Here is a 20,265-nt window from a genome sequence, read left to right on the forward strand (position 1 = left end):
TCCTGTGAGGTTGAAGGTGGAATGGTGACGAGTCGTGTGTGGGTGGAGAACATGCCGCAGTATCCGGGCATTTTCTCGCTTCGGTGTGATTCGGGCGATGTGAGCGCGCGTATGGTGCTGACTTCGACGCAGGTCGAGTTGTTGCGTGCGTCGATCAATGATGCTTTGGCGAACGACGCGATGGTGCGCAAGCGGTTGCGCGAGTGAGTTCGTTTCTGCTTTTTCGATAATTTCATGCGCTGTGATGGGTTGCGACAGTCGGTGGGCCCTAGCGCGTCGAAAGTACCCGGCCGCGCCTTGCCCAGCGCGTTACAAACACACGCCCTGTGGGGGCGTGGTTACCACGCGGCGGGGGTCGTATGCGGGTTTACAGATCGTTGCAGGTCGGCGTGTTCGGGCGGAACTGGCGTCTTTGACCCTTGTCGGGGGCTTGCTTCGAGACCTTCCGCGCGGCCTTCGTGCCGCTGACCTGATGCGACGTCCCGGCTCCGTTACGAAGCATTGGCGAACCCCCATGCGAAACGATGGAGCCTTGCGCTTTCTTGTTTCGCGTGCTTGGGTTCCCCGCTCTGAGCCCTCTCCACCCGAAGGTTCATGAAACATCAATTTCAATTATTCAGTCAATCACGGAATCGAGGTCAAGCAGGATGGGTTACGCAGTTGATTACAGGCCGACTCGCAAGCGTGCGAAACGTCAGGTGCCGCAGAACAGGGAACAGCGGAAAAGGGACATCAGGAACGCGGTGAAGTGGAATCTGGGGAGGTTGGAGCACGATACCACTGGCACGGATTCGGTCAGTCGTTCCATGGTGTGCTTGCTGTTGAGGTTGGGCAAGGTGGCGCCGGCCGCCGATCCTACCGGGGACCATTTGTTGCAGCAGCTGATCAGCGAGGGAGTTTTGAATCGTCCGACCCGCAGAGCTGGCGAACAGGTGTTCGACCGTGCGGACCTGCTGGCGTCGTTGAAGGCATGGGTGGGAAGGGCATGAATCCACGTGCGAAGCTGACCACCGCTCAGGCGGCGATGTATGTGGGCATGAGCAAGCGGCAGTTGGAGCGCATGAGGTGCGATGGCACTGGTCCCACTTGGTTCAAGGCCGGCGATGCGGTCAATAGTCCGTGCATGTACGAGCTAGCCGATCTTGACCTGTGGGTGAGGACGCGGAAGGGGAAGGTGAGGTAGGTGGCAAGAAGGCATGTCATTGATCCTCGTGTGCGTACCGAGGTCATTGAGACGTATGGCAATACCTGTTGGCTTGGATTGCCGGGATGCACGCAGGTTGGGGCGGAGGACGACCATATCGTGCCGTATTCGCATGGCGGCAGGGATACCGTGGCGAATATCCGCCGTGCGTGCAAGCACTGCAACTCAAGCCGTCAGGATCGCGTGCTGTACGGGTACGGCGCCAGGCTGCATGTGGTGCTCGTGCCGCCCTGCTGCGAGTCCGATGCTTTGGAGTACATCGAGGCTCGTCGAAGCCAGGACGACCCGGTGGTGTGCGCTTCCCGCCTGGCCGAGTCGATGGGCGTGGAGCGACGTAGCAGCGCGGTGGGCAAGGCCGTGGGCATGGCGTGGAGCGGCGCTTACAGACAGTTCGCCACGTGCGGCGCGCCCATCGATGTATGGCTGGTGCGTGTCATGCCCAGCAGCAGGCGACATCCACGCATGTTGGATGAATGGCTGGCGTTGGACTATGACGTTCGTGTGGTGGACCCCGGCTTCGCGGAAGCGTTCGGCAGGGCCGCGAACATCGAGGAACGCAAGCTGGTACGTCAATGGTATGGGCTGCATCTCTCGCAGGCGCTCATCGATGCGAGGCAGCAGGCGCGGCGTGCGAGGCTCGCGGCCCTTGGATTGCGTGCGGTGGCGGACGAGTCGCCGAGCCGGCCGGTGTGGTAGCCGCTTTTTTAAGCGATACGGCCCGACCGATACCCCGCGCCCAGTTTTTTCTCCCCCCAGTTCGGAATAAAAAAGTCGGAAAACCTTGGAAAACCAAGGATTCCCGACCATTCACCTTCGGAATGAGAATATATCACTTTATTGCGATGAGGGGCAAATAATGATGATGCTGGAAGGATTCGATGAGGACACCGGTCGTGATATCGGACGCCAGGAAAAGGCCGCGCGCCGCATAGTCGATTATCTAGGGGCATCGCACCCGGAATATGACCCGGTGCTTGACGGCCTGTGCCAGTCGCTGCTTTCCCTGGGCGAGAACATCGACCGGCAGAACTCCCGAGGCCGCGAGATTTCAAGGAACATGGCGCAGTACATCGATGCCTTGTGGAAGATACGCGATATGTTCCCAACCGAGCAGATGGCCGACGAGGACGTGGAGGCGGCGTGGAGCGGGGAGCCGTCCGATGCTGATTAGGGGTGGCACGGAACGGAACCAGGAACGGGAGACCCTGGGCTGGCGTCTGGCCGGCATCGCCAGGATGATGGGCACGCCGCTGATTCCATGGCAGCGGCACGTGGCCGACGTGGCCTGTGAAATCGACCCGGAGACCGGAACGTTCTTCTACGACACCGTGGTGATATCCACTCCCCGCCAGTGCGGCAAATCCGCTCTCGTGGACGCGTCCGACACGTTCAACGCTTCACTTGGCCGACGCCGGCGCATTGCCTACGCGGCGCAGACAGGCAAGGATGCGGAGGATCACTTCAAGGAATACGCCGAACTTATCCAGGGCACGCGTCTGAACCAGAAGATAGACAAGTTCAGGTTCAGCAACGGCGGCATGAACGTGACCTTCACGAACGGCAGCACGATAACGCCCATGGCCATGACGAAGGTGGCCGGTCACGGCAAGCAGATGGACAAGGTGACCATCGATGAGGCCTTCTCCTTGACGAAGGAGGCCGGCGACACCATCATGGACGCCATCATTCCGACCATGAACACCCGGCTGAAACACACCGGCATCACGGCGCAACGGTGGATAACCTCGACCGAGGGCAATTCAGAATCTACGTATTTCAACCCGCTGCTGGACGGGCTGCGCTCCGGTGACGTACCGCAACGCACCTGCTGGTTCGATTTCGGCATTCCCTCCGACGCGGACCCCGAGGACCTCGATGTGGTCATGCGCTATCATCCTGCGGCCGGTTATCTGTGGTACAAGCCCCAGTTGCGGGACTTCCGGGAAAGCTTCGGCGACAACACGGCCGGCTGGGCGCGAGCGTTCGGCAACCGGCGCGACATGGGTGTTTCCGACAGGGTGATAGACCCAGACCTGTGGGAGTCGAGCGCGACCGCACCGGTGAGGGTGGAGGACATCAACGGCCGGCCGCTCGTGTTCGCCGCCGCCGTGGACGTGGACGCCACCACCACCAGCGTCAGCGTCGGCATCGTCAACCCTGACGGCACCATAACCACGCAATTGCTGAAGACCATGCCAGGCACCGGCGACGCCCCGGAGGAAATCACCAGACTGTGCACCGACTACGCGGCCCCGCTGGTCATGGACTCGAAGGGGCCCAACGGCGACCTGTACGACCGACTCACCCAACTCACCGACAGTTACGGCGATCCACTCATCCGTTTCGTGGAGATGAGCGCCGGCGACTACCTGACCGTAGGCCAGTCCTATGTGAGCGGATTGCAGAATCATACCGTGCTCCATGCCATCGACGGGGAACTTGACATGAGCGTGGCCATGAGCGCACGCACATGGTCGGGCGACGCATGGCGCATAACCAGACGCGGAAGCACGGGCCTGACCTCGCCGCTTGAATCATGCATGTTGGCCGCGTGGGGCGCCGTGCACCGTCCCGAAGACTCCGGACCCCTGCAAATCTACTGACCGTTTGGCGGTACTTGGCGGTACTTGGCGGTACTTGGCGGTACTTGGCGGTACTTGGCGGCACGGTGGTGGACGGAAACCGAATCAGACTCGCATAATCGGCGGCATGAACAACCGTCTGAGTCTCTGGGATCGTATGAAGCTCGCCGGGCGTATCCTGACCCGCAGTGATGCGGATGATATGCCCGATGGAGTCAGGCCGCCCAGTCGTGAGCCGGTGTGCGACCCGTTGAGCCTGTCCACCGTGTTCCGCGGAGTGCAGGTGTTGCAGACCGCGATAACCGGTCTGCCGATCCACGAGATGCGCGGCGGGTTGAAGCTCGACACCGTGAGCTCGCTGATCCTCCAACCCGACGTGAACCGAAGCCGCCGCGACTTCCTCGCCGACATGGTGGCCAGCATGGTATTGGACGGCAACGCTTTCGTTCGACTCGTGCGATACACCGGCGAAGTCGTGACCTGCGAGGTGCTGCCGCCCTCGCTCGTGACCGTCTCGGACGACGGCAAGGACCCAGCAGCGCCGAAGCTCCGTTACTCGTATCTCGGTGTGGACTACACGGCCGACCAGATCGTGCACTGCAAGTTTTTAAACGTGCCCGGTCGACTGCGAGGCCTCGGCCCCATCAGCGCGGCACGCGAGGAAGTCGAAAGCGCGCAGCAGGCGCGGGACTACAAGGCCCGCTTCTACACCGATTCCAGCAACCTCAAGGGCTACCTGTCCACCGAGGACAAGGTGACGCCCAACATCGCCAGGAACGCGAAAGAGGCATGGAAGGCCACCGGAACCGCGGGCGACATCAAGGTGCTGGGCAGCAAGCTGAAATACGTGCCGCTGGACATGAAGCCGGCCGACTTGCAGTTTTTGGAAACCCAGAAGTTCGACACCACGCAGATCGCGCGACTGTTGGGCATTCCCGCGTCCATCATGCTCGCCGCAGTCGATGGCAGCAATCTCACCTATTCGAACATCGAGCAAAGCTGGATTGAGTTCGCCGACTACACGCTGGCCGCCTACGCGGGCGAGATAGAGGAACTGTTCAACCGGCTGCTGCCGCGCGGGAGAACGGCCGCGTTCGACTGGGATTCAAGTCGCCGCGCCGACATGAGCGACCGTTTCAACGCATACAAGACCGCCCTCGAATCAGGGTGGATGGAAATCAACGAGGTGCGCGCACGCGAGGCCCTGCCCCCGCTCATCAACGCGCCGCAACCGGAAGAGGTGAACCAGTGAACCGTCATGAAATCGGATTCAAAGGCATATGCCTACGTGCTGCTGAGGAAGGCGACGGCCGCACATTGGAAGGCATCGCCGTGCCCTTCGGCAGCATCATCGACACCTGGGAGGGAGCCGAGACCTTCGACCCCGACTGCCGTTTCGATGACGTGGACAACGCCAAGCTCTGCTACCAGCACGGCGAACTCATCGGCCGCATCACGGGAGCGGAAAGCCGCGACGACGGTCTGCACATCACCGCCAGAATCTCGGACACGCAGCGAGGCCGCGACGTGGTGGCCCTCCTTCGAGACGGCGCTCTCGACTCCCTGTCTGTCGGCTTCATCCCAGTGCAGGACGAAACCGACAAGCAGGGCATCACCCACCGCAAGCGTGTCCGCCTGTTGGAAACAAGCGTGGTCAGCTGGCCCGCCTATGAGGCGGCGAAAATCACCGGCCAACGCAGCGCCGCCGAAACGAACACCCCGGAAATCGAAAAACACGATCCATCGAAGGAAAGCGAGGAAACCCGAATGGACAAGGAACTGGAAGAACTGCTGAACGGCATCAAGGACGAGCAGCGCAGCATGAAGGCCGCGCTGGCCCACGCCGGCGCGCCGGAGAAACCGAAGCCGCTGGGCGCGGAATACCGTACAGCCGGCGATTACCTCCAGGCCCTCTACCGAGGTGAGGAAGCCGCCGTGAACCTCATGCACGAATGCCGCGACCTGATCGTCACCGGCGACACCGGCAACACGTCCACCTGGATCGCGGACGACCTGCGACTGATCCAGATGCGCCGCAAGGTCACGAACCTCCTGACCCATGACACGCTGCCGGCCAAGGGCATGACCATGGAGTACAACGTGGTGGCCACCGACACCACGACCACCGGCAAGCAGGCGAAGGAAGGTGACGCGCTGCCGTTCGGCAAGGTCACGTTCGGCACCAAGAGCGTCGGCATCGACACTTACGGCGGCTACACCACGCTGAGCCGTCAGACCATCGAACGCAGCACCACGCCAATGCTCAACACCGCCCTGGCCGCGCTGCGCAACGCGTATGCGAAGGCAACCGAAACCGCCGTGCGCACCTACCTGTACGACACCATCGCCACCCAGCGCGACGCCACCACCGGAGCGAACAAGATCGACGCGCCCGCCGCCCTGGCCGCTATGACCATCGACCAGTGGGCCGCGCTCATCATGGACGCCGCCGAACTCGCCGACGATCGCAACGTCAACCTCACCCGCTTGGGCGTCAGCAAGGACGTGATGGCCGCTCTCATCAAACTGAAGGACACCGGCAGCCGCTTCTTCGACCTTTCCGGCGACGGCAGCGACACCATCGGCAGCTTCGACCTTACCGGCATCGCCGGCCGCTTCCTGCGAGTCCCCGTGCAGATGCTGCCGAAGGCCCCGACCGGAACCGCCTGCTTCATCGACCCCGAAGCCGTCACCGTATGGGAGTCGGGTGGCCCCACCCAGCTGAGCGACGGCGACCCGACCAAACTCACCGAGAACTATTCGGTCTATGGCTATCTCGCCGTGGCCGCCACGCAGCCTCTGGGCCTGATCCCCGTCAAGTTCGCGGCCAACGCGGGTGCGTGATCATGGCCGAACCCGATTGGTCCGACTACGAGGCGGCGGTCCGCGATGAAATCGGCGTGCCAGCCGGTGACGAAGAGCGCATCAGACGCGCCATCGCATCCGCCATGGCTTACGTGACGGGAGCGATAGGCGGCTACACGGTGTCGGATACGGTGCGTGCGGATTGCGTGGCCGCGTGCGCCGCCGACCTGTACAACATGAGGGACGCGCGCCTGGGCGTGATGAACGTGGCGGACGGCACCCTGGAACCGTTCAGGATATCCAGCGACCCGCTGCGCAGCGTCTGGCAGAAACTCAACGCCGCCGGCGTGCCCACCGGGGGAATGGTGATCGCATGAGCAGCCTGATCGTGGAACAACGCGACCGTCTCGCAATGAGACTGCGGGAGACCCTGGGCGGCATGGCGGCCGTCGTCACCGACGACGCGCAGAAGGCCAGGCCTCAGGCCGACCGCATCGCCGTGCTCATCGAATGGCCGGACATCGACTATCCGACATGGGGCAACGACCCCGAGACCACATGGCGTGTGGACCTCATCGCCGGAACCATGGCCACCCAGGCCAGAAGCCTCGAAACCATCGGCAAGGCGCTCGACCTCATCGCAGGAACCGACCTGTGCGTCATCCAGGCGAGGGCCGTCACCTTCACGCTCTCCGGCGTGGGGGACCTCTCCGCCTACCAGCTGACCATCAACCCATCGGACCTATAGAAAGGAACAAGAATGGCCGACAAGATTCGCACCCTTGGCCCCGGAAGCCTCGTCATCGGGGCCGACGCGGACGCATACAAGCTCGATGTGGACTGCACGAGCGTGGAGCTTGCGCCGGACAACTCCAGCGAGGATCCTGACAACTTCCTCGACGGACACGAGGAAGGCGGCGCGCTGACCACATCATGGAAGCTTTCCGGCAGCATCGGCGAAGACTATTCCATGACCGGCGCCCAGGTGTATTGCCTGGACCACGCCGGCGAACTGAAGCACGCCAAGTTCATCCCGAACACCAAGGGCTCGCTCCAATTGGACCTGGACGTGACCATCGCGCCCATCGCGTTCGGCGGCGATGTGAAGACCCGCAACAAGAAGGACTTCGAGTTTGCCGCCACCAACGTGAAGGCCTCCGCATACACGACGGCCGCCGAGGGAGCCTGATGGCCGACCGGGCCCTGTACGTGGTCGGGCAGAAACGATTCGTGGCCACGATGCGCAAGGCCGGCGCCGACATGAAGGAACTCAAATCGGTGAACCGTCAGGCCGCCGACCTCGCGGCCCCGGCCGTCCGGAGCCGTGCGCCGCACGGCAAGAGCGGGAAACTCGCCGCCAGCATCCGCGCGGGAGCCACGCAGAAGGCCGGCGTTGTGCGCGCCGGCCGCAAGTCCGTGCCTTACGCGGGCGTTATCAATTACGGGTGGCCCAAACGGCACATCAGACCGAGAACGTTCGTGAACGACGCAGTGGCCGCCACCGAACCCGAATGGACACGGCTTTACGAGCAATTCATCAGGAAGACATTGAACCAAGTGCAAGGAGCATGACATGAGCAAACGACCGACCGCGAAGGTCACCTATACGGACGGCCATACGGAAGAGGCGCCGATCTCTCCCCGAGTCGTCACCGGCATGGAGGAGCACGCGCAGAAGGAAGGCTGGACGCCGGGCGAAGGCAGCAAGCTTCGGCAGTCCTACTACATGGCGTATCTCGCGCAGCGGTACGCGGGCAACACGCAGATTCCCTATGAGAAATGGCTCGACGCCGTGGATGAAATCGAGGTGGAGACGCCGGGAAACCCTACCGAATAGAGGCGTGGGACGACGGTTCGCTGGGCCGTCTCTCGCTGATCCTCGCCGCCCGGTTCGGCGGCACCCCGTGGGAATGGCGGCAGAAGGCCAGCGAACTCGACTGGGGAACGGGCATCGAACTGCTCATGGAGGAAATGGAACGCATGGAGGAGGTGGACCATGGCTAAGAGCGCGATCATGTCGGTACGCATCACCGGCAACTCGGACGACGCCGTGAAGGCGCTCTCCAGGGTGACGGGCAAGGCCGCCGCGTTCGGCTCGTTCATGGGCGGCGCGGCCCTCAAGGGCGTGAGCGCTCTCTGGGACACGCTCAAGGGCTTCACGTCGGACGTGATGGCCATGAGCGATTCGACCGACAAGTTCAAGAACACGATGAGCTTCGCCGGCTTCGACACCACCGCAATCGACAAGGCGTCCAAGGCGGCGCGCAAATACGCCGACGAAACCGTTTACGACCTTTCCACCGTACAGAACACCACCGCCCAGCTCGCGGCCAACGGCATCGGCGACTATACCGGCCTGACCCAGGCCGCCGGCAACCTCAACGCGGTGGCGGGCGGTAATGCGGAGACGTTCAAGAGCGTGGCCATGATGCTCACCCAGACCGCCGGCGCGGGCAAACTCACCACGGAGAACTGGAACCAGCTCACCGACGCGATACCGGGCGCCAGCGGCAAGCTCCAGGAAGCCATGCGCAAGGCAGGAGCCTATACCGGCAACTTCCGCGACGCCATGGCGAACGGCGAGATAACCGCCGAAGAGTTCAACCAGGCGCTGCTCCAGCTCGGCATGACCGACGTGGCCAGACAGGCCGCCACCAGCACGCAGACCATGGAAGGCGCGATGGGCAATCTGGAGGCCGCCGTGACCGGCGGTCTCACGGATGCCTTCGACCTGCTGAAGCCCACCATCACATCGGCGATGGGCACGGCCGCCGAAAAGGTCACCGAGTTCTCCGGCAAGGCCACCACGGCCATCAAGGGCGTTATCTCGTTCGTCCGGGACGGGGACTTCACCAGCGAGTTCGCGCAGGCGTTCAACGTCACCGAGGACTCGCCGGTGGTGGATTTCCTCTTCACGCTAAGGGACACCGCCGTGGGAGTGTTCGACGCGGTAAAGTCACGGGCCGATTCGCTCAAGACGGGGTTCGACTCCCTCACGCAGGGCATCGGTGCGGTATTGGGCCCCGTGATCCAGTTCGCCACCGACTCGCTCGGATTGACCAACAATCTGGACGCCGGGGCCACGGCCTCGCAGACGTTCGGGGATATGCTCGGCTTCATCTCCGACACGCTCCAGACGGCCGGCACATGGTTGCAGCAGAACAGCCAATGGCTCGGCGCTCTCGTGGTCGGCATCGGCGGAGCCGTGGCCGCCTATCAGGCATGGCAGACCGCGATAGCCGTATGGCAGACCGCGACCCGGATCGCCACCGGAGTACAGACCGCGTTCAACCTCGTGATGAACGCCAATCCCATCATGCTCGTCATCACCGCCATAGCCGCATTGGTGGCCGCGCTTGTCTACTTCTTCACCCAGACCGAGACCGGCCGGCGGATATGGTCGAGCTTCACCAACTGGCTCGGCACCTGCGTAAACAACATCATCGGCTTCTTCCAGGCGCTGCCCGGCCGCATACGCGAGTTCTTCAGCAACGCGGCACAGGGGGCCACGGACACATGGAACAACGTGGTCAGCTGGTTCTCCGGTCTGCCTGGCCGCATCCTTGGAGCCATCGGCAACGTCGGAAGCCTTTTATGGAACGCCGGCTCGTCCATAATCAACGGTTTCCTGAACGGCCTGAAAAGCGCCTGGAACGGCGTGACCGACTTCGTGGGAGGCATCGCCGACTGGATCGCGGAGCACAAAGGCCCGGCCAGCTACGACAAGAAACTGCTCGTGAAAAACGGCCGGCTCATCATGAAGGGCCTCGCCGCAGGCATGGACTCGGGCTTCGACACCGACGTTCGCCGCGCCGTCAAACGCATCAACACCGGCATGGGACGGCTCGCCTTCGAAACACCGACCGCAACCGGGACACAGACGGTAGGCGACACTTACAACATCACGGTGCAGACCGGCGTGGGCGACAAATACGAGATAGGCAAGGAAATAGTCAAATACATCAAAACATATAAGGGGACACTCTCATGAGCGGCCGCCTAGCATTGCTCTACCTCGACCGTGGCAATGGCTGGGAGTGCCTGACCCCGCATGATAAGGACCAGGCCGCGCTTGAGTCTTTGTCTATCGATTGGGGCACGGATTCCATCGACTCGCAGCCCGACGCTCCGGTGCTGAGGTTCACCATCCGAGACCGCACCGGTTCGCTGGCCGGCGACGTGCTGTATCTGGCCGGCGCCAAGGTGTGGGTGCAGAAGACGGATGCCGTAGCCTGGCAACGGTTCGATATCGCCGGCCAGTGGCAGCAGGTGGCCGCGAGTGTTTCATGGGCGGAGCTGGAGGACCTGAAGCCATCCACGATTCCGTCCGTGCCTGATACTGGTCTTGAATCCGTATTCTATGGGCGTGTCACCGTGGGTGGCGAGGTCACGCAGCGCAAGCGCGGCGATTGGCTCGTGAGCCTGTACGCGTCTGGCATGAGTGTGCTCACGCAGCGTCAGGCCACGCAGGGACCGGAACAGTCGGGGACTCTCGCTGGCCATCACTGGCCGGTGGACCCTGTGGAGCGTCTGGACGTGCTGCAATCACGGTTGACCATGCTGGGCGTGCCGTTCACGGCCGACGCGCTAGAGTGGCTTCGCCGTCACCTACCGCCGTCATTGGCGCCCTATGGGGACGACTCTCATCCCGATCTGATCACGCTCGTGCGCAATCTCGCTTCCGGTTCTCCCGACTGGCCGCTGGTATACGAAACATGCGAACGCGGGCGCGCGACGCCCGGAAGCATGACGGTGGGCTTGCCTGGCGCGCCGGCCATCATCGCCATGCTGCCTGACGGTACGATTGCCACCGCGTGGCAGGGCCATGTCACGCCCACGATTCCGGCCGAACTGGTCATGGTGGACGAGACCACGCTGGGGTTGCCCGATCCGATTACCCAGGTCACGCTCAAGGGCAAGCGTGTCACATGGGACGGGGAAAAGTCCGTGTTCGGCTTCGAGGATTCCGAACTCACGTTCTCGGATCGTGGTCTCGTGCCGGACAATCTCACGGAATCGCAGAAAAGCGTTTCGGTGGATTCCGACGCCGTGCTGAAGGACGACACCGGCGGCCATTGGACGGCCGGCATCTACTCGCCGTCGGATTCCGACCGGCTGCGGCGCGCTGCCGTCATATTGGCGAACAGCACCCGTCTTCGTCCGCAGTCGTTGCGCGTGGAGTCACGGAAGGTGGACGATGTGGAGCACGCCGACCAATTCCATGCGTGGCCCGGTCTGCCGTTGACGTTCATCCATAACCGTTACACGCCGTTGGTGGCGCGTGATGGCACACCGGCCACGGCCGGCGCGTGGCTGCCGGTCGGCGGCACGCTTACCTACCGGCATCGTGCCGGTGAGGCCACGTGGTCGAACGAACTGGATTTGCACCCGCTGGCGCGTGACCCGACCCTGGCGGCGTTGCGTTGGAGGGATTTGCGGCCGTTGACGTGCAAGTGGGAGCGGCTGCCGGAAATGACGTGGGCCGAATGGGGCCAGATAGACATCATCACCACCGAACAGGAGCTGGAGGCATGAAACAGACAGTCAAACACAAAATCAAGTACCCGGAGGGCACCGACCTGGTACGTAACGCGTCGGCGCAGTTCGAGGCCATGGCCCAGAGCATCGACGACAACATCGACGACCTGCCGGACACCATCACGGCGAAGGTGACCGCCGCGCAGCAGGCGGCGGAGAACGCGGCGGCTCAGTCCGAAAAATTCGGAGGCCAGGCGCAGGCCTTGCAGGATTCCGCGGTTTCCTCCCTCATCGGGGATTCCAAATCAGCTACGGTGGCATCCCTCGCAACGTATACGGGAAAAGATCGTATACATGCGGTGTTTTTCGGCGATAGCATCACGGCGAACTTTAAGCTGGACGACAGCGAACGGGGCTGGGCGTCGCTTGTGTGCGCCGAACTCGGTTTGGAACGGCACAATTACGCGGTGCGAGGGGCCGGATTCGCCGTGGACGGCAAACTGTTGTCCGCTCAGCTAGCGACCGCGAAAACGGATTTAACGTATGATCACGCCAAGGTATCGTTGGTGTGCGTGGCGGCCGGCATCAACGACCAAGAGGAGAACGCCGGCATGATCCGCTCGGCCGCGACGCAGCTGTTTGAATCGTTGGCTGCGGAATATCCGAACGCGCGTATCCTGTGCGGAATCATGCCGACGGCCGGAGTGATCAACGCCTATGGCAGCATGGCCACGGGCGTGTACACGAACAGCAACGTTTTACGTCAGTTGCAGATGGCGGCCGCAGCCGACCCGCGCGTGGAGACGATACCCATGTGGCGCATGTGGGGTCTTCCTGCGGCGGTCAGCGACACGGCCGACAACATTCACCCCGGATACGGCGGCCACAGGATCATGGCCAGCCAGTTCCTGGCCGCATGGCACGGTTCGCCGCAACCCGACCTCTATCTCGCCTACTTGCAGGACAAAAACGACACCCAGATGCTTGAGGACGGGATCGCGCATGTTACCAGCGGCACCATCAGCCTCTACCCGTTGTCCAAGTACATCAGTCGCATCAACGGGCATAATCTGAGCGAGCCCGAATCCGTAGACGTAGCCGACCGGCTTTCGTTCCACTGGGCCTCCGACCATTTGTTACGCCTGCACATCAATCAGATGCCAGTGACCGTCGCGATCCCACTTGACGACAAGACCATCGATTCCAGCATGGCCAAGGAATCATTGGCGGCGTTCTATCTGCCGCGTCTTCATAACCGTTGGTGGAACGGTTTGACCCAGAGTGTTCGCGGGCTCAGTGCAATCGACATGGTCAACACGGGCGTGGTCGGATGGTCGGACGAGTACCGCGTGGGCTTGGCCAGTCCGGCGACCTTGACCATGCCCGAACGAGGCTATCAGCGCAGCGTGCAATGCGAGGTGCAGGAGAACGGGTGGATACAGATCAGAATCGCCATCAACCCCGGAGGCGTCTACCTCATCCCCGGAAATACCCACGAATTCCAACTTGACGGATATATCGACATCGAGATGAAGAAATAAGGAAAGGACGTAGCAATGCAGCAGACCGAAATCGCCGCGCTCTGCGTCGTCGGCGTATTGATCGTATTGGACTACGCGACCGGCCTGATGAAGGCCGCCATGCAGCACGACATCAGCAGCGAGAAGATGCGACTGGGGCTCTGGCATAAAAGCGGCCTGATCCTCGTCATGGTCTTGGCCGAGGTCGTGGAGCGCGCCCAGGCCTATATCGACCTCGGCTTCACATTGCCGTTGATCGTGCCCGCCGCCGTGTACATCAGCATCACCGAGATCAGCAGCATCCTTGAGAACCTGGGCGAGATCAACCCCGAAATCAAGGCATCGCCCCTATTGCAATTGTTCCGCAGCAAACAGGACCCGGGAGCCATGTCATGAGCTGCCTCGTGCCGGCCCTGCTATGGATCATCGGCGTCGCCGTCGTGCTCCTGTTCGTGCACGGCAGCGACCCCAGACGATAAACCCCTCAAAGGAAAGGAACCATCATGAACATCGACCAGTTCGTCAGCACGTACAACGGCAAGACCGTGGACGTGGACAGGGCCTATGGCGGCCAGTGCTGGGATTTATGGAGCCGGTACGCGCAGGACGTGGCCGGAGTGCCCCAGTCAGCCACCAACACCAGCAACGGCTGGGCGGGAAGCGTCTACACGACCACCTACGACCGTCAGCCCGCGCTACGCGCCAAATTCGACCGTCTCCCGGCCAGCGCAACGCCGCGCAAGGGCGACGTGGCCTTCTGGGGCAACGCCCCCGCCACCCCGTCCACGCACGTGGCCATCGTCCTCGCAGACCAGGGCGGCAGCCTCTTGTGCCTGACGCAGAACCCCGGCGCCACGCACCAGGGAAGCATCACCAAGAACGGACTGCTGGGCTATCTGCGACCCAAGACCGCCACGGCCTCGATGCCATCCGGCATCGCCGGCACATGGCGCATCAACGTGCAGGCGCTCAACGTGCGTGACCAGCCCACCACACGCGGCAACGTCGTGGCCCAGTACAAGGCCGGCCAGACCGTCATCCTTGACGGCTGGACCACGCGCGCGGACGGATACGACTGGGGCCGCTACATCGGGTCCAGCAGCGGCAAGCACCGCTACATCGCCCTGGGACCTGCCGGCACCACCAGCTATCTGAAGCGCTGAACCACAGACCCCGAATTATACGGCCAGCCTGACGGCATTCATCGCGCTGCGAAGTCTGCTGTCGGGCATGGCCACGTAGATTTGCGTGGTCTCCACCGACGAGTGGCCGAGCAGACGCGCGACCAGGAACAGGTCGTGCGTCTGCTCGTACGTCTTCGTGGCGTACCGGTGACGCAATGAGTGGCAGCCCCAACCGTCAGGCAGCAGCCGTGATATATGACGGTTCACGTAGGACTGTTCGACGTGGCCGTTCCACCGGCCGGGCAGCAGCCAACCGCCGCAACGTTCGATATATTCGGCCAGATCGTCAGGCAATGGAACTATGCGCTGCTTGTCGCCCTTGCCGGTGATTATCAGGGACTTGCCCACGAGGTCGTCCATCACGTCGCGGCTGTGGACTCGGGCAATCTCGGCGCGGCGCAAGCCGCATTCGGCCGCCAGCCGCAGCATGATGCGCTCCACCGTCGTGGCCTTCCGCAGTGCCGCGATGATGTACCGGTCGGGGCACGGCCGTGGCTTCGGCTTCGGCCGTCTGATTTTCGGCAGTTCGTCGCTGGGGTCGTCCGAACGGCGCCCGGTGGCGCGCATCCATGAGAAGAAGCCGTGAACTGTGTTGCGGTATGCCTTGCGGCTCTCGGGCTTCCAATTCTGCGAGGCCATCCAGTGCACCAGATCGTCGCCGGTGACCTCTTTCGGCGTCTTTGCCAGGTCCCTCGCAGCCTTGGTCATCTTGCATCTACGGCAGCGCACCGTCTCGTCGCTGAGACCGGCCGCCTTCAGGGATTCGAGCCAATCATTGATATCGTCCGCCCATGACGCCGGCGGTGGCGTTTGTTTCATGCTCATGGCACACCATCGCACCACCGAACCGCTTACGCCGCTAGAATAAACGCCGATAATCGGGTGTCATGGATTTGAACCATGTTCCTCTGGCACACCATGTTGCCAGAGGAACATGGTTCAAATCCATGCCCCGCTACCAATGAAAGCCGGAATCCGAATGGGTTCCGGCTTTTCGTTTACCGCAATGCTAAATCCGGCGTCTGTTGGCGATGAACAACACAATCACACCGAGCGTTACAGCCGCAGCGACCAGCCCAAGAGGAGGGACCATATTGACGCCTGTGGTCGGCAGCGGCTCTTCCGGCTCCTGCGGTTCCTCAGGCGCACATGGCTCTTCGGGTTCGCAAGGCTCCTCTGGCTCGCAGGGCTCATCGCACTCGGTCACTCGCGTACGCTCCCGTGCATCGTCATAACGGCTTGCCGCCGGCATCACACGGTCATCGCCTTTGAATTCCCACACGAACACGTACCAGCCATGCCGCTCGGCCGTGATGGTCATCGGCTCGCCATCAGCACTGGGAATTCCTGCACCGATTTTGAATGTTCCGTTGCGTGCAGGGATGTTCCAAGTAATCAACTTCCGATGATGTTCATCCGCTTGGGGCACCTGGGCACCACTCGGCTTATATGCATCATCATTGGAGGGGTCGCCGGGATCGCCCGACCACCACACGCTGACCTGCGCATAAGGCCTATCAGCCTCGAAACCATAATCACCATCACCGGCGAAATCACCATGATCATCAGGGAAACCGGAGACCGTGATGGTGTCGCTCAATTCAGCGCCCACTTCAGCGGAGTGCTCGGTAACCGTTGATTCCACATTCACCTTGCTGCGATTCGAACTGCTCTCCTCAGGTTCCAGAAAAGCGCTGATCCAATCGCCGCTCAGGTATTCCTGAGCCTTATCGCTTTGCTGCGATCTGCGGAACGCCCACACCCATGTTCCGAATCCGCCCGACGCATGAGTCAAATACGGTTTGCCGCCATCAGGCGTGGTCATGGCCTGCACCCGAACGGTTTGGCCGGGCTTCGTGAACGAAGCGCTCCCGTATGCAGCCGGCTTATACCCTTCTTTCTCCAGACTGGCCAAATACGCATCGGCGTTCGCATCGGCTCCCGGAGCCATCATGTCGCCCAGATCCTCTGCGCCAAGGCCATCGAAATAATAGCCTTGCGCTTCAAGCAGCAGGTCCGGCACCCAACGGCTTTCCGGATCCGCCACCCCGCTGGTCACTTCATCGAAGATCGCAGAGCCGGCATCCAGCACCTTGTCCGAAACCTTGGTGGTCACCGACGGCGTGAAATCCTTGCGCACTTTGAACGTCACCGCTCCACCCGGAATGTACGTCATGGAATCGAACGCACGCATATCCTGCCGGGCATCCATATGGTTCATCTGAGGAATCTGATAGGTGGTTTCGGCCGTCACCTCGCCCAGCCCCGTGGCCTTCCACGCATAGGTCTTCGGTTTGCCGCCGGATGTATCGGTCACGGTTTTCCCGCCGTTCGAAGTAAATACCGCCGGCCCCTTCAAGGTAACGGTGAACGGCACACCAGCCACAAACCGCCCTGACACGCTCTTCACCGATACGGTGATTTCGCCGCGGCGCAATCCCTGCGCATATGTGCTCTCGATGACGGCTTCCTTGGGCGCCTTCGACTCGGCCTCGGCCCAGATCTCCTCGGCACGACCGAATATCTCGGGGTATCTTCCCACCAAATAGGCTCTCTGCGGCCGCCATTGGTCCTGATTGCCGAACTTGTCTTGCACCAATGAGGCAATCGCCACATAATCCTGGGTGGACGCCGTCTGATACTTCTCCAAAATCCAAGCCATAAGTCGCGCTTGGGGACTATCGGTAACCAGACTCGTGGGCCCGATCACGTAATCCGTAAGATTGGAGGCCTCGATACAGTAGTACTTGGTGCCGTCCGAGCTATTGGCCGCCACGCCGAGCTCCAGTTCTTCCCCTTCAAACATATAGACGATTCTCTGGTCGATCTGCGAGGGAGACAATGATGCCGCGTGCGCATCCGTGGGCGTTCCCATAAGCACGCCCAGCATCATCGCCAAACCTGTCAGCATGGCCCCAAGAGCGATCACGCGTTTCCTCCACCATGATGCCGCCATGTTCCAATCCTTTCCGTGGTATGGATTCACCCGCGTCATTGCGAGCGTATAGACCTTGAGCATGGCAGATTTGCGGCCTGCATCGACGGCTTTCCAGGCAATGTGGTCCGAGCTTGCCGTGTACCGGCGAGTTGTGGACAACTTGACGCTGAAGTTATCCACTTCAAGCCATTTATCGAACGTTCATCCAAAAGTTGTCCACAATGCACGCCAAATGTCGGATTCCCCTTAGAATGGGCCGTATGGCAGTACAACATAGCGCGGATTCGCGCACATCTGAAACAGATTCCCTCGAGGCCGTCAAGGCCGCCCAAACCACTAAGGTTTCCAAGTCCTCCAAGTCGGCGAAGTCAAAGGCGACCACCCGATCCAAAACCACCAAGACCACACGCAAGCGCGTCGACGCTGAAACCGCCCGCGCCAATGCAGCGCTCAAGAGCCTGACCGGCGAAGCTCCGGCCCCGTCCATTCCCGCTGACGAGCCCGGCCAGTTCGGCCGCATCAACGTCATGGACATCACGCCGAACGAGGAACGCGGCATCTATCCGGCCCGCGTGGAGCTTGGCGAACCGTTCAAGGTGACCGCCCAGGTATTCATCGAAGGCCGCACCAAGGTGGGCGCCACGGCCATCGTGCGCAATGCGCGCGGCAAGGAAACGCTGCGTCGCGCCATGACCTGCACCAACCCCGGCCTCGACCGCTGGGAAGTAACCCTGAAGTGCGGCGAGCACAGCGATCTAAAGCCTTGGGAAGATGGCTACGCCGCCGTCAAGCGTCAGCTTGGCGAGTGGACAGTGACCATCGAAGGCTGGGAAGACACCTATAAGTCCTGGCTGCACGACGCCCGCATCAAGGTGAAGGTTCAGGACGATGTGGACAACGCGCTGAACTCCGGCGCCGAACTTCTGGCCCGTTGGGCCGTGACCCCGGACGCCGGGCTTCCCGCCCGCGAGCGCAAGGCCTTGCAGCAGGCCGCCGAGACGATGGCCGACGAATCCCTGAACGCCGAGGAGCGTCTGGCCGCAGGCGACAACCCGCATATCGCCGCCCTGCATGAGACCAACCCGCTGCGCGACGGCATCTCCCCCAGCCAGCCGCAGCGCTTCAAGGTGGAGCGCCCGAAGTCCAGCTTCGCCGCCTGGTACCAGTTCTTCCCGCGTTCCGAAGGCGCCACGATCGACCCGAACACCGGCAAAATTATCCAGGGCACGCTGAAGACCTCCATCGCCGGCCTCGAGCGCGCCAAGGAGGAAGGCTTCGACATCGTCTATCTGCCGCCGATCTTCCCGATTGGCGTGACCAACCGCAAGGGCCGCAACAACTCGCTGGTGGCGGGCCCCGACGATCCGGGCTCCCCGTTCGGCATCGGCTCCGAGCTCGGTGGCCACGACACCGTCGACCCGCTGCTTGGCACGATGGACGATTTCAAGGCCCTGACCGCCCGCGCCCACGAGCTGGGTCTCGAAATCGCCCTTGATTTCGCCCTGCAGTGCTCCCCCGACCATCCTTGGGTCAAGCAGCACCCGGATTGGTTCCGCCACAAGCCGGACGGCACCATCGCCTTCGCCGAGAACCCGCCGAAGAAGTATCAGGACATCTACCCGATCGACTTCAACGCCGATATGCCCGGCATCGAGAAGGAGGTCGAGCGTGTACTGAACCTGTGGATCGACGCGGGCGTCACGATCTTCCGCATCGACAACCCGCACACCAAGCCGGTCCGCTTCTGGCAGGATGTGATCGCGGCCATCACCAAGAAGCATCCGGAGATCCTGTTCCTGGCCGAGGCGTTCACCCGCCCGGGCATGATGCGCGCGCTGAGCTACGTGGGCTTCACCCAGTCCCACTGCTACTTCCCGTGGCGTAACACCAAGGAGGAGCTGGAGGAGTACCTGCCGGTCACCAACGGCGACGACGGCTACTACCAGCACAACACCTTCTGGCCCACCACCCCGGACATCCTCACCGCCTACGTGCGTGACAACGGCATCGCCGGCCATTGCGTGCGCGCGGTGCTCGCCGCCATGGGTTCGCCGAGCTGGGGCATCTACAACGGCTTCGAGCTCATCGAGAACAAGCAGCGCCCCGGTTTCGAGGAGCAGATCGACAACGAGAAATACGAGGTCAAGGTCCGCGATTGGTCCAAGGCCAAGCGCTATGGCGTGGCCAAGATGCTGACGGCACTCAACAAGATCCGCCGCACCCATCCGGCCGCACTGAGCTACCACAACCTCACCGTGCTGCCCACATCCGACCCGAACATCCTGGCGTTCGCCCGCCATACGCCGGCCGAACTAACCGGAACCGGCCAGGCGGATACGCTGATTGTGGTGGTCAACCTCGACGGCCACAACGCGCATCAGTCGATGGTGCACGTGGACCTCGATAAGCTGGGGCTGCCCACCGACCGTCCGCTTGCCGTGCGCGATGAGCTGACCGGCCGCGAATTCCAGTGGGGCTGGGACAACTACGTCTCGCTCGCGCCGTGGGCCGATGTGGCTCATATTCTGTCCGTGCAGTGATGACTGCTCGCACA

20 protein-coding genes are annotated in these 20,265 nt (G+C 62.2%); 18 read left to right on the forward strand and 2 right to left on the reverse strand.

The window, feature by feature from the left end; translation table 11 throughout:
- Nucleotides 1-21: 21 nt before the first annotated feature.
- The 17 genes from F7D08_RS02060 (at nucleotide 22) to F7D08_RS02140 (ending at nucleotide 14,752) form a co-directional block, all read left to right on the forward strand.
- A complete protein-coding gene (locus F7D08_RS02060; RefSeq protein ID WP_152209032.1) occupies nucleotides 22-207 on the forward strand; it encodes a hypothetical protein in 186 nt (61 codons plus the stop codon).
- A gap of 440 nt (nucleotides 208-647) precedes the next feature.
- On the forward strand, nucleotides 648-989 hold the full coding sequence (locus F7D08_RS02065) for a hypothetical protein (protein ID WP_152209033.1): 342 nt from the start codon (nucleotides 648-650) through the stop codon (nucleotides 987-989).
- Nucleotides 990-1,183: 194 nt separating this feature from the next.
- Nucleotides 1,184-1,900 carry an HNH endonuclease gene (locus F7D08_RS02070; RefSeq protein ID WP_152209034.1) on the forward strand — a complete coding sequence of 239 codons (717 nt, stop codon included), beginning with the start codon at nucleotides 1,184-1,186 and terminating at the stop codon, nucleotides 1,898-1,900.
- A 160-nt stretch (nucleotides 1,901-2,060) separates the two neighbouring features.
- The gene (locus tag F7D08_RS02075; protein WP_226803243.1) at nucleotides 2,061-2,375 is read left to right on the forward strand and encodes a hypothetical protein; all 315 of its coding nucleotides are present in this window, start codon (nucleotides 2,061-2,063) and stop codon (nucleotides 2,373-2,375) included.
- A complete protein-coding gene (locus tag F7D08_RS02080; protein ID WP_193316141.1) occupies nucleotides 2,365-3,807 on the forward strand; it encodes a hypothetical protein in 1,443 nt (480 codons plus the stop codon). Before F7D08_RS02075 ends, F7D08_RS02080 begins: the two co-directional genes overlap by 11 nt.
- A gap of 106 nt (nucleotides 3,808-3,913) precedes the next feature.
- Complete coding sequence (locus F7D08_RS02085; RefSeq protein ID WP_193316142.1) at nucleotides 3,914-5,038, forward strand: phage portal protein; 1,125 nt, start codon at nucleotides 3,914-3,916, stop codon at nucleotides 5,036-5,038.
- The gene (locus F7D08_RS02090) at nucleotides 5,035-6,630 is read left to right on the forward strand and encodes a phage major capsid protein (RefSeq protein WP_152209036.1); all 1,596 of its coding nucleotides are present in this window, start codon (nucleotides 5,035-5,037) and stop codon (nucleotides 6,628-6,630) included. The genes F7D08_RS02085 and F7D08_RS02090 overlap by 4 nt, the downstream gene beginning before the upstream one ends.
- Nucleotides 6,631-6,632: 2 nt before the next feature.
- Entirely contained in the window at nucleotides 6,633-6,968 is a 336-nt protein-coding gene (locus F7D08_RS02095) for a hypothetical protein (protein ID WP_152209037.1), read from the forward strand.
- The gene (locus F7D08_RS02100) at nucleotides 6,965-7,339 is read left to right on the forward strand and encodes a hypothetical protein (protein WP_152209038.1); all 375 of its coding nucleotides are present in this window, start codon (nucleotides 6,965-6,967) and stop codon (nucleotides 7,337-7,339) included. The genes F7D08_RS02095 and F7D08_RS02100 overlap by 4 nt, the downstream gene beginning before the upstream one ends.
- 12 nt (nucleotides 7,340-7,351) lie before the next feature.
- Entirely contained in the window at nucleotides 7,352-7,780 is a 429-nt protein-coding gene (locus F7D08_RS02105; RefSeq protein ID WP_152209039.1) for a hypothetical protein, read from the forward strand.
- Nucleotides 7,780-8,163 (forward strand): HK97 gp10 family phage protein, encoded by a 384-nt coding sequence (locus tag F7D08_RS02110; RefSeq protein ID WP_152209040.1) that lies wholly within the window; start codon nucleotides 7,780-7,782, stop codon nucleotides 8,161-8,163. Before F7D08_RS02105 ends, F7D08_RS02110 begins: the two co-directional genes overlap by 1 nt.
- Nucleotide 8,164: 1 nt before the next feature.
- The gene (locus F7D08_RS02115; RefSeq protein ID WP_152209041.1) at nucleotides 8,165-8,428 is read left to right on the forward strand and encodes a hypothetical protein; all 264 of its coding nucleotides are present in this window, start codon (nucleotides 8,165-8,167) and stop codon (nucleotides 8,426-8,428) included.
- 159 nt (nucleotides 8,429-8,587) lie between these two features.
- Nucleotides 8,588-10,582, forward strand: a complete 1,995-nt coding sequence (locus F7D08_RS02120; RefSeq protein ID WP_152209042.1) for a tape measure protein — start codon at nucleotides 8,588-8,590, stop codon at nucleotides 10,580-10,582.
- On the forward strand, nucleotides 10,579-12,126 hold the full coding sequence (locus tag F7D08_RS02125) for a hypothetical protein (protein WP_152209043.1): 1,548 nt from the start codon (nucleotides 10,579-10,581) through the stop codon (nucleotides 12,124-12,126). Before F7D08_RS02120 ends, F7D08_RS02125 begins: the two co-directional genes overlap by 4 nt.
- Entirely contained in the window at nucleotides 12,123-13,610 is a 1,488-nt protein-coding gene (locus F7D08_RS02130; RefSeq protein ID WP_193316143.1) for an SGNH/GDSL hydrolase family protein, read from the forward strand. The genes F7D08_RS02125 and F7D08_RS02130 overlap by 4 nt, the downstream gene beginning before the upstream one ends.
- Before the next feature lie 15 nt (nucleotides 13,611-13,625).
- Entirely contained in the window at nucleotides 13,626-13,985 is a 360-nt protein-coding gene (locus F7D08_RS02135; protein WP_152209045.1) for a phage holin family protein, read from the forward strand.
- A gap of 107 nt (nucleotides 13,986-14,092) precedes the next feature.
- Complete coding sequence (locus F7D08_RS02140; protein WP_152209046.1) at nucleotides 14,093-14,752, forward strand: CHAP domain-containing protein; 660 nt, start codon at nucleotides 14,093-14,095, stop codon at nucleotides 14,750-14,752.
- Between the two features lie 15 nt (nucleotides 14,753-14,767).
- Here the strand turns inward: F7D08_RS02140 and F7D08_RS02145 are convergent, their stop codons facing one another.
- Complete coding sequence (locus F7D08_RS02145) at nucleotides 14,768-15,598, reverse strand: tyrosine-type recombinase/integrase (RefSeq protein ID WP_152209047.1); 831 nt, start codon at nucleotides 15,596-15,598, stop codon at nucleotides 14,768-14,770.
- Between the two features lie 184 nt (nucleotides 15,599-15,782).
- A complete protein-coding gene (locus F7D08_RS02150; RefSeq protein WP_152209048.1) occupies nucleotides 15,783-17,729 on the reverse strand; it encodes a cell surface protein in 1,947 nt (648 codons plus the stop codon).
- A 233-nt stretch (nucleotides 17,730-17,962) separates the two neighbouring features.
- Here F7D08_RS02150 and F7D08_RS02155 point away from each other — a divergent pair, with 233 nt between their 5' ends.
- Entirely contained in the window at nucleotides 17,963-20,251 is a 2,289-nt protein-coding gene (locus F7D08_RS02155; RefSeq protein WP_193316144.1) for an alpha-1,4-glucan--maltose-1-phosphate maltosyltransferase, read from the forward strand.
- Nucleotides 20,252-20,265 lie beyond the last annotated feature (14 nt).

It is taken from the genome of Bifidobacterium cebidarum, from assembly GCF_009193305.1.
Lineage (GTDB): Bacteria > Actinomycetota > Actinomycetes > Actinomycetales > Bifidobacteriaceae > Bifidobacterium > Bifidobacterium cebidarum.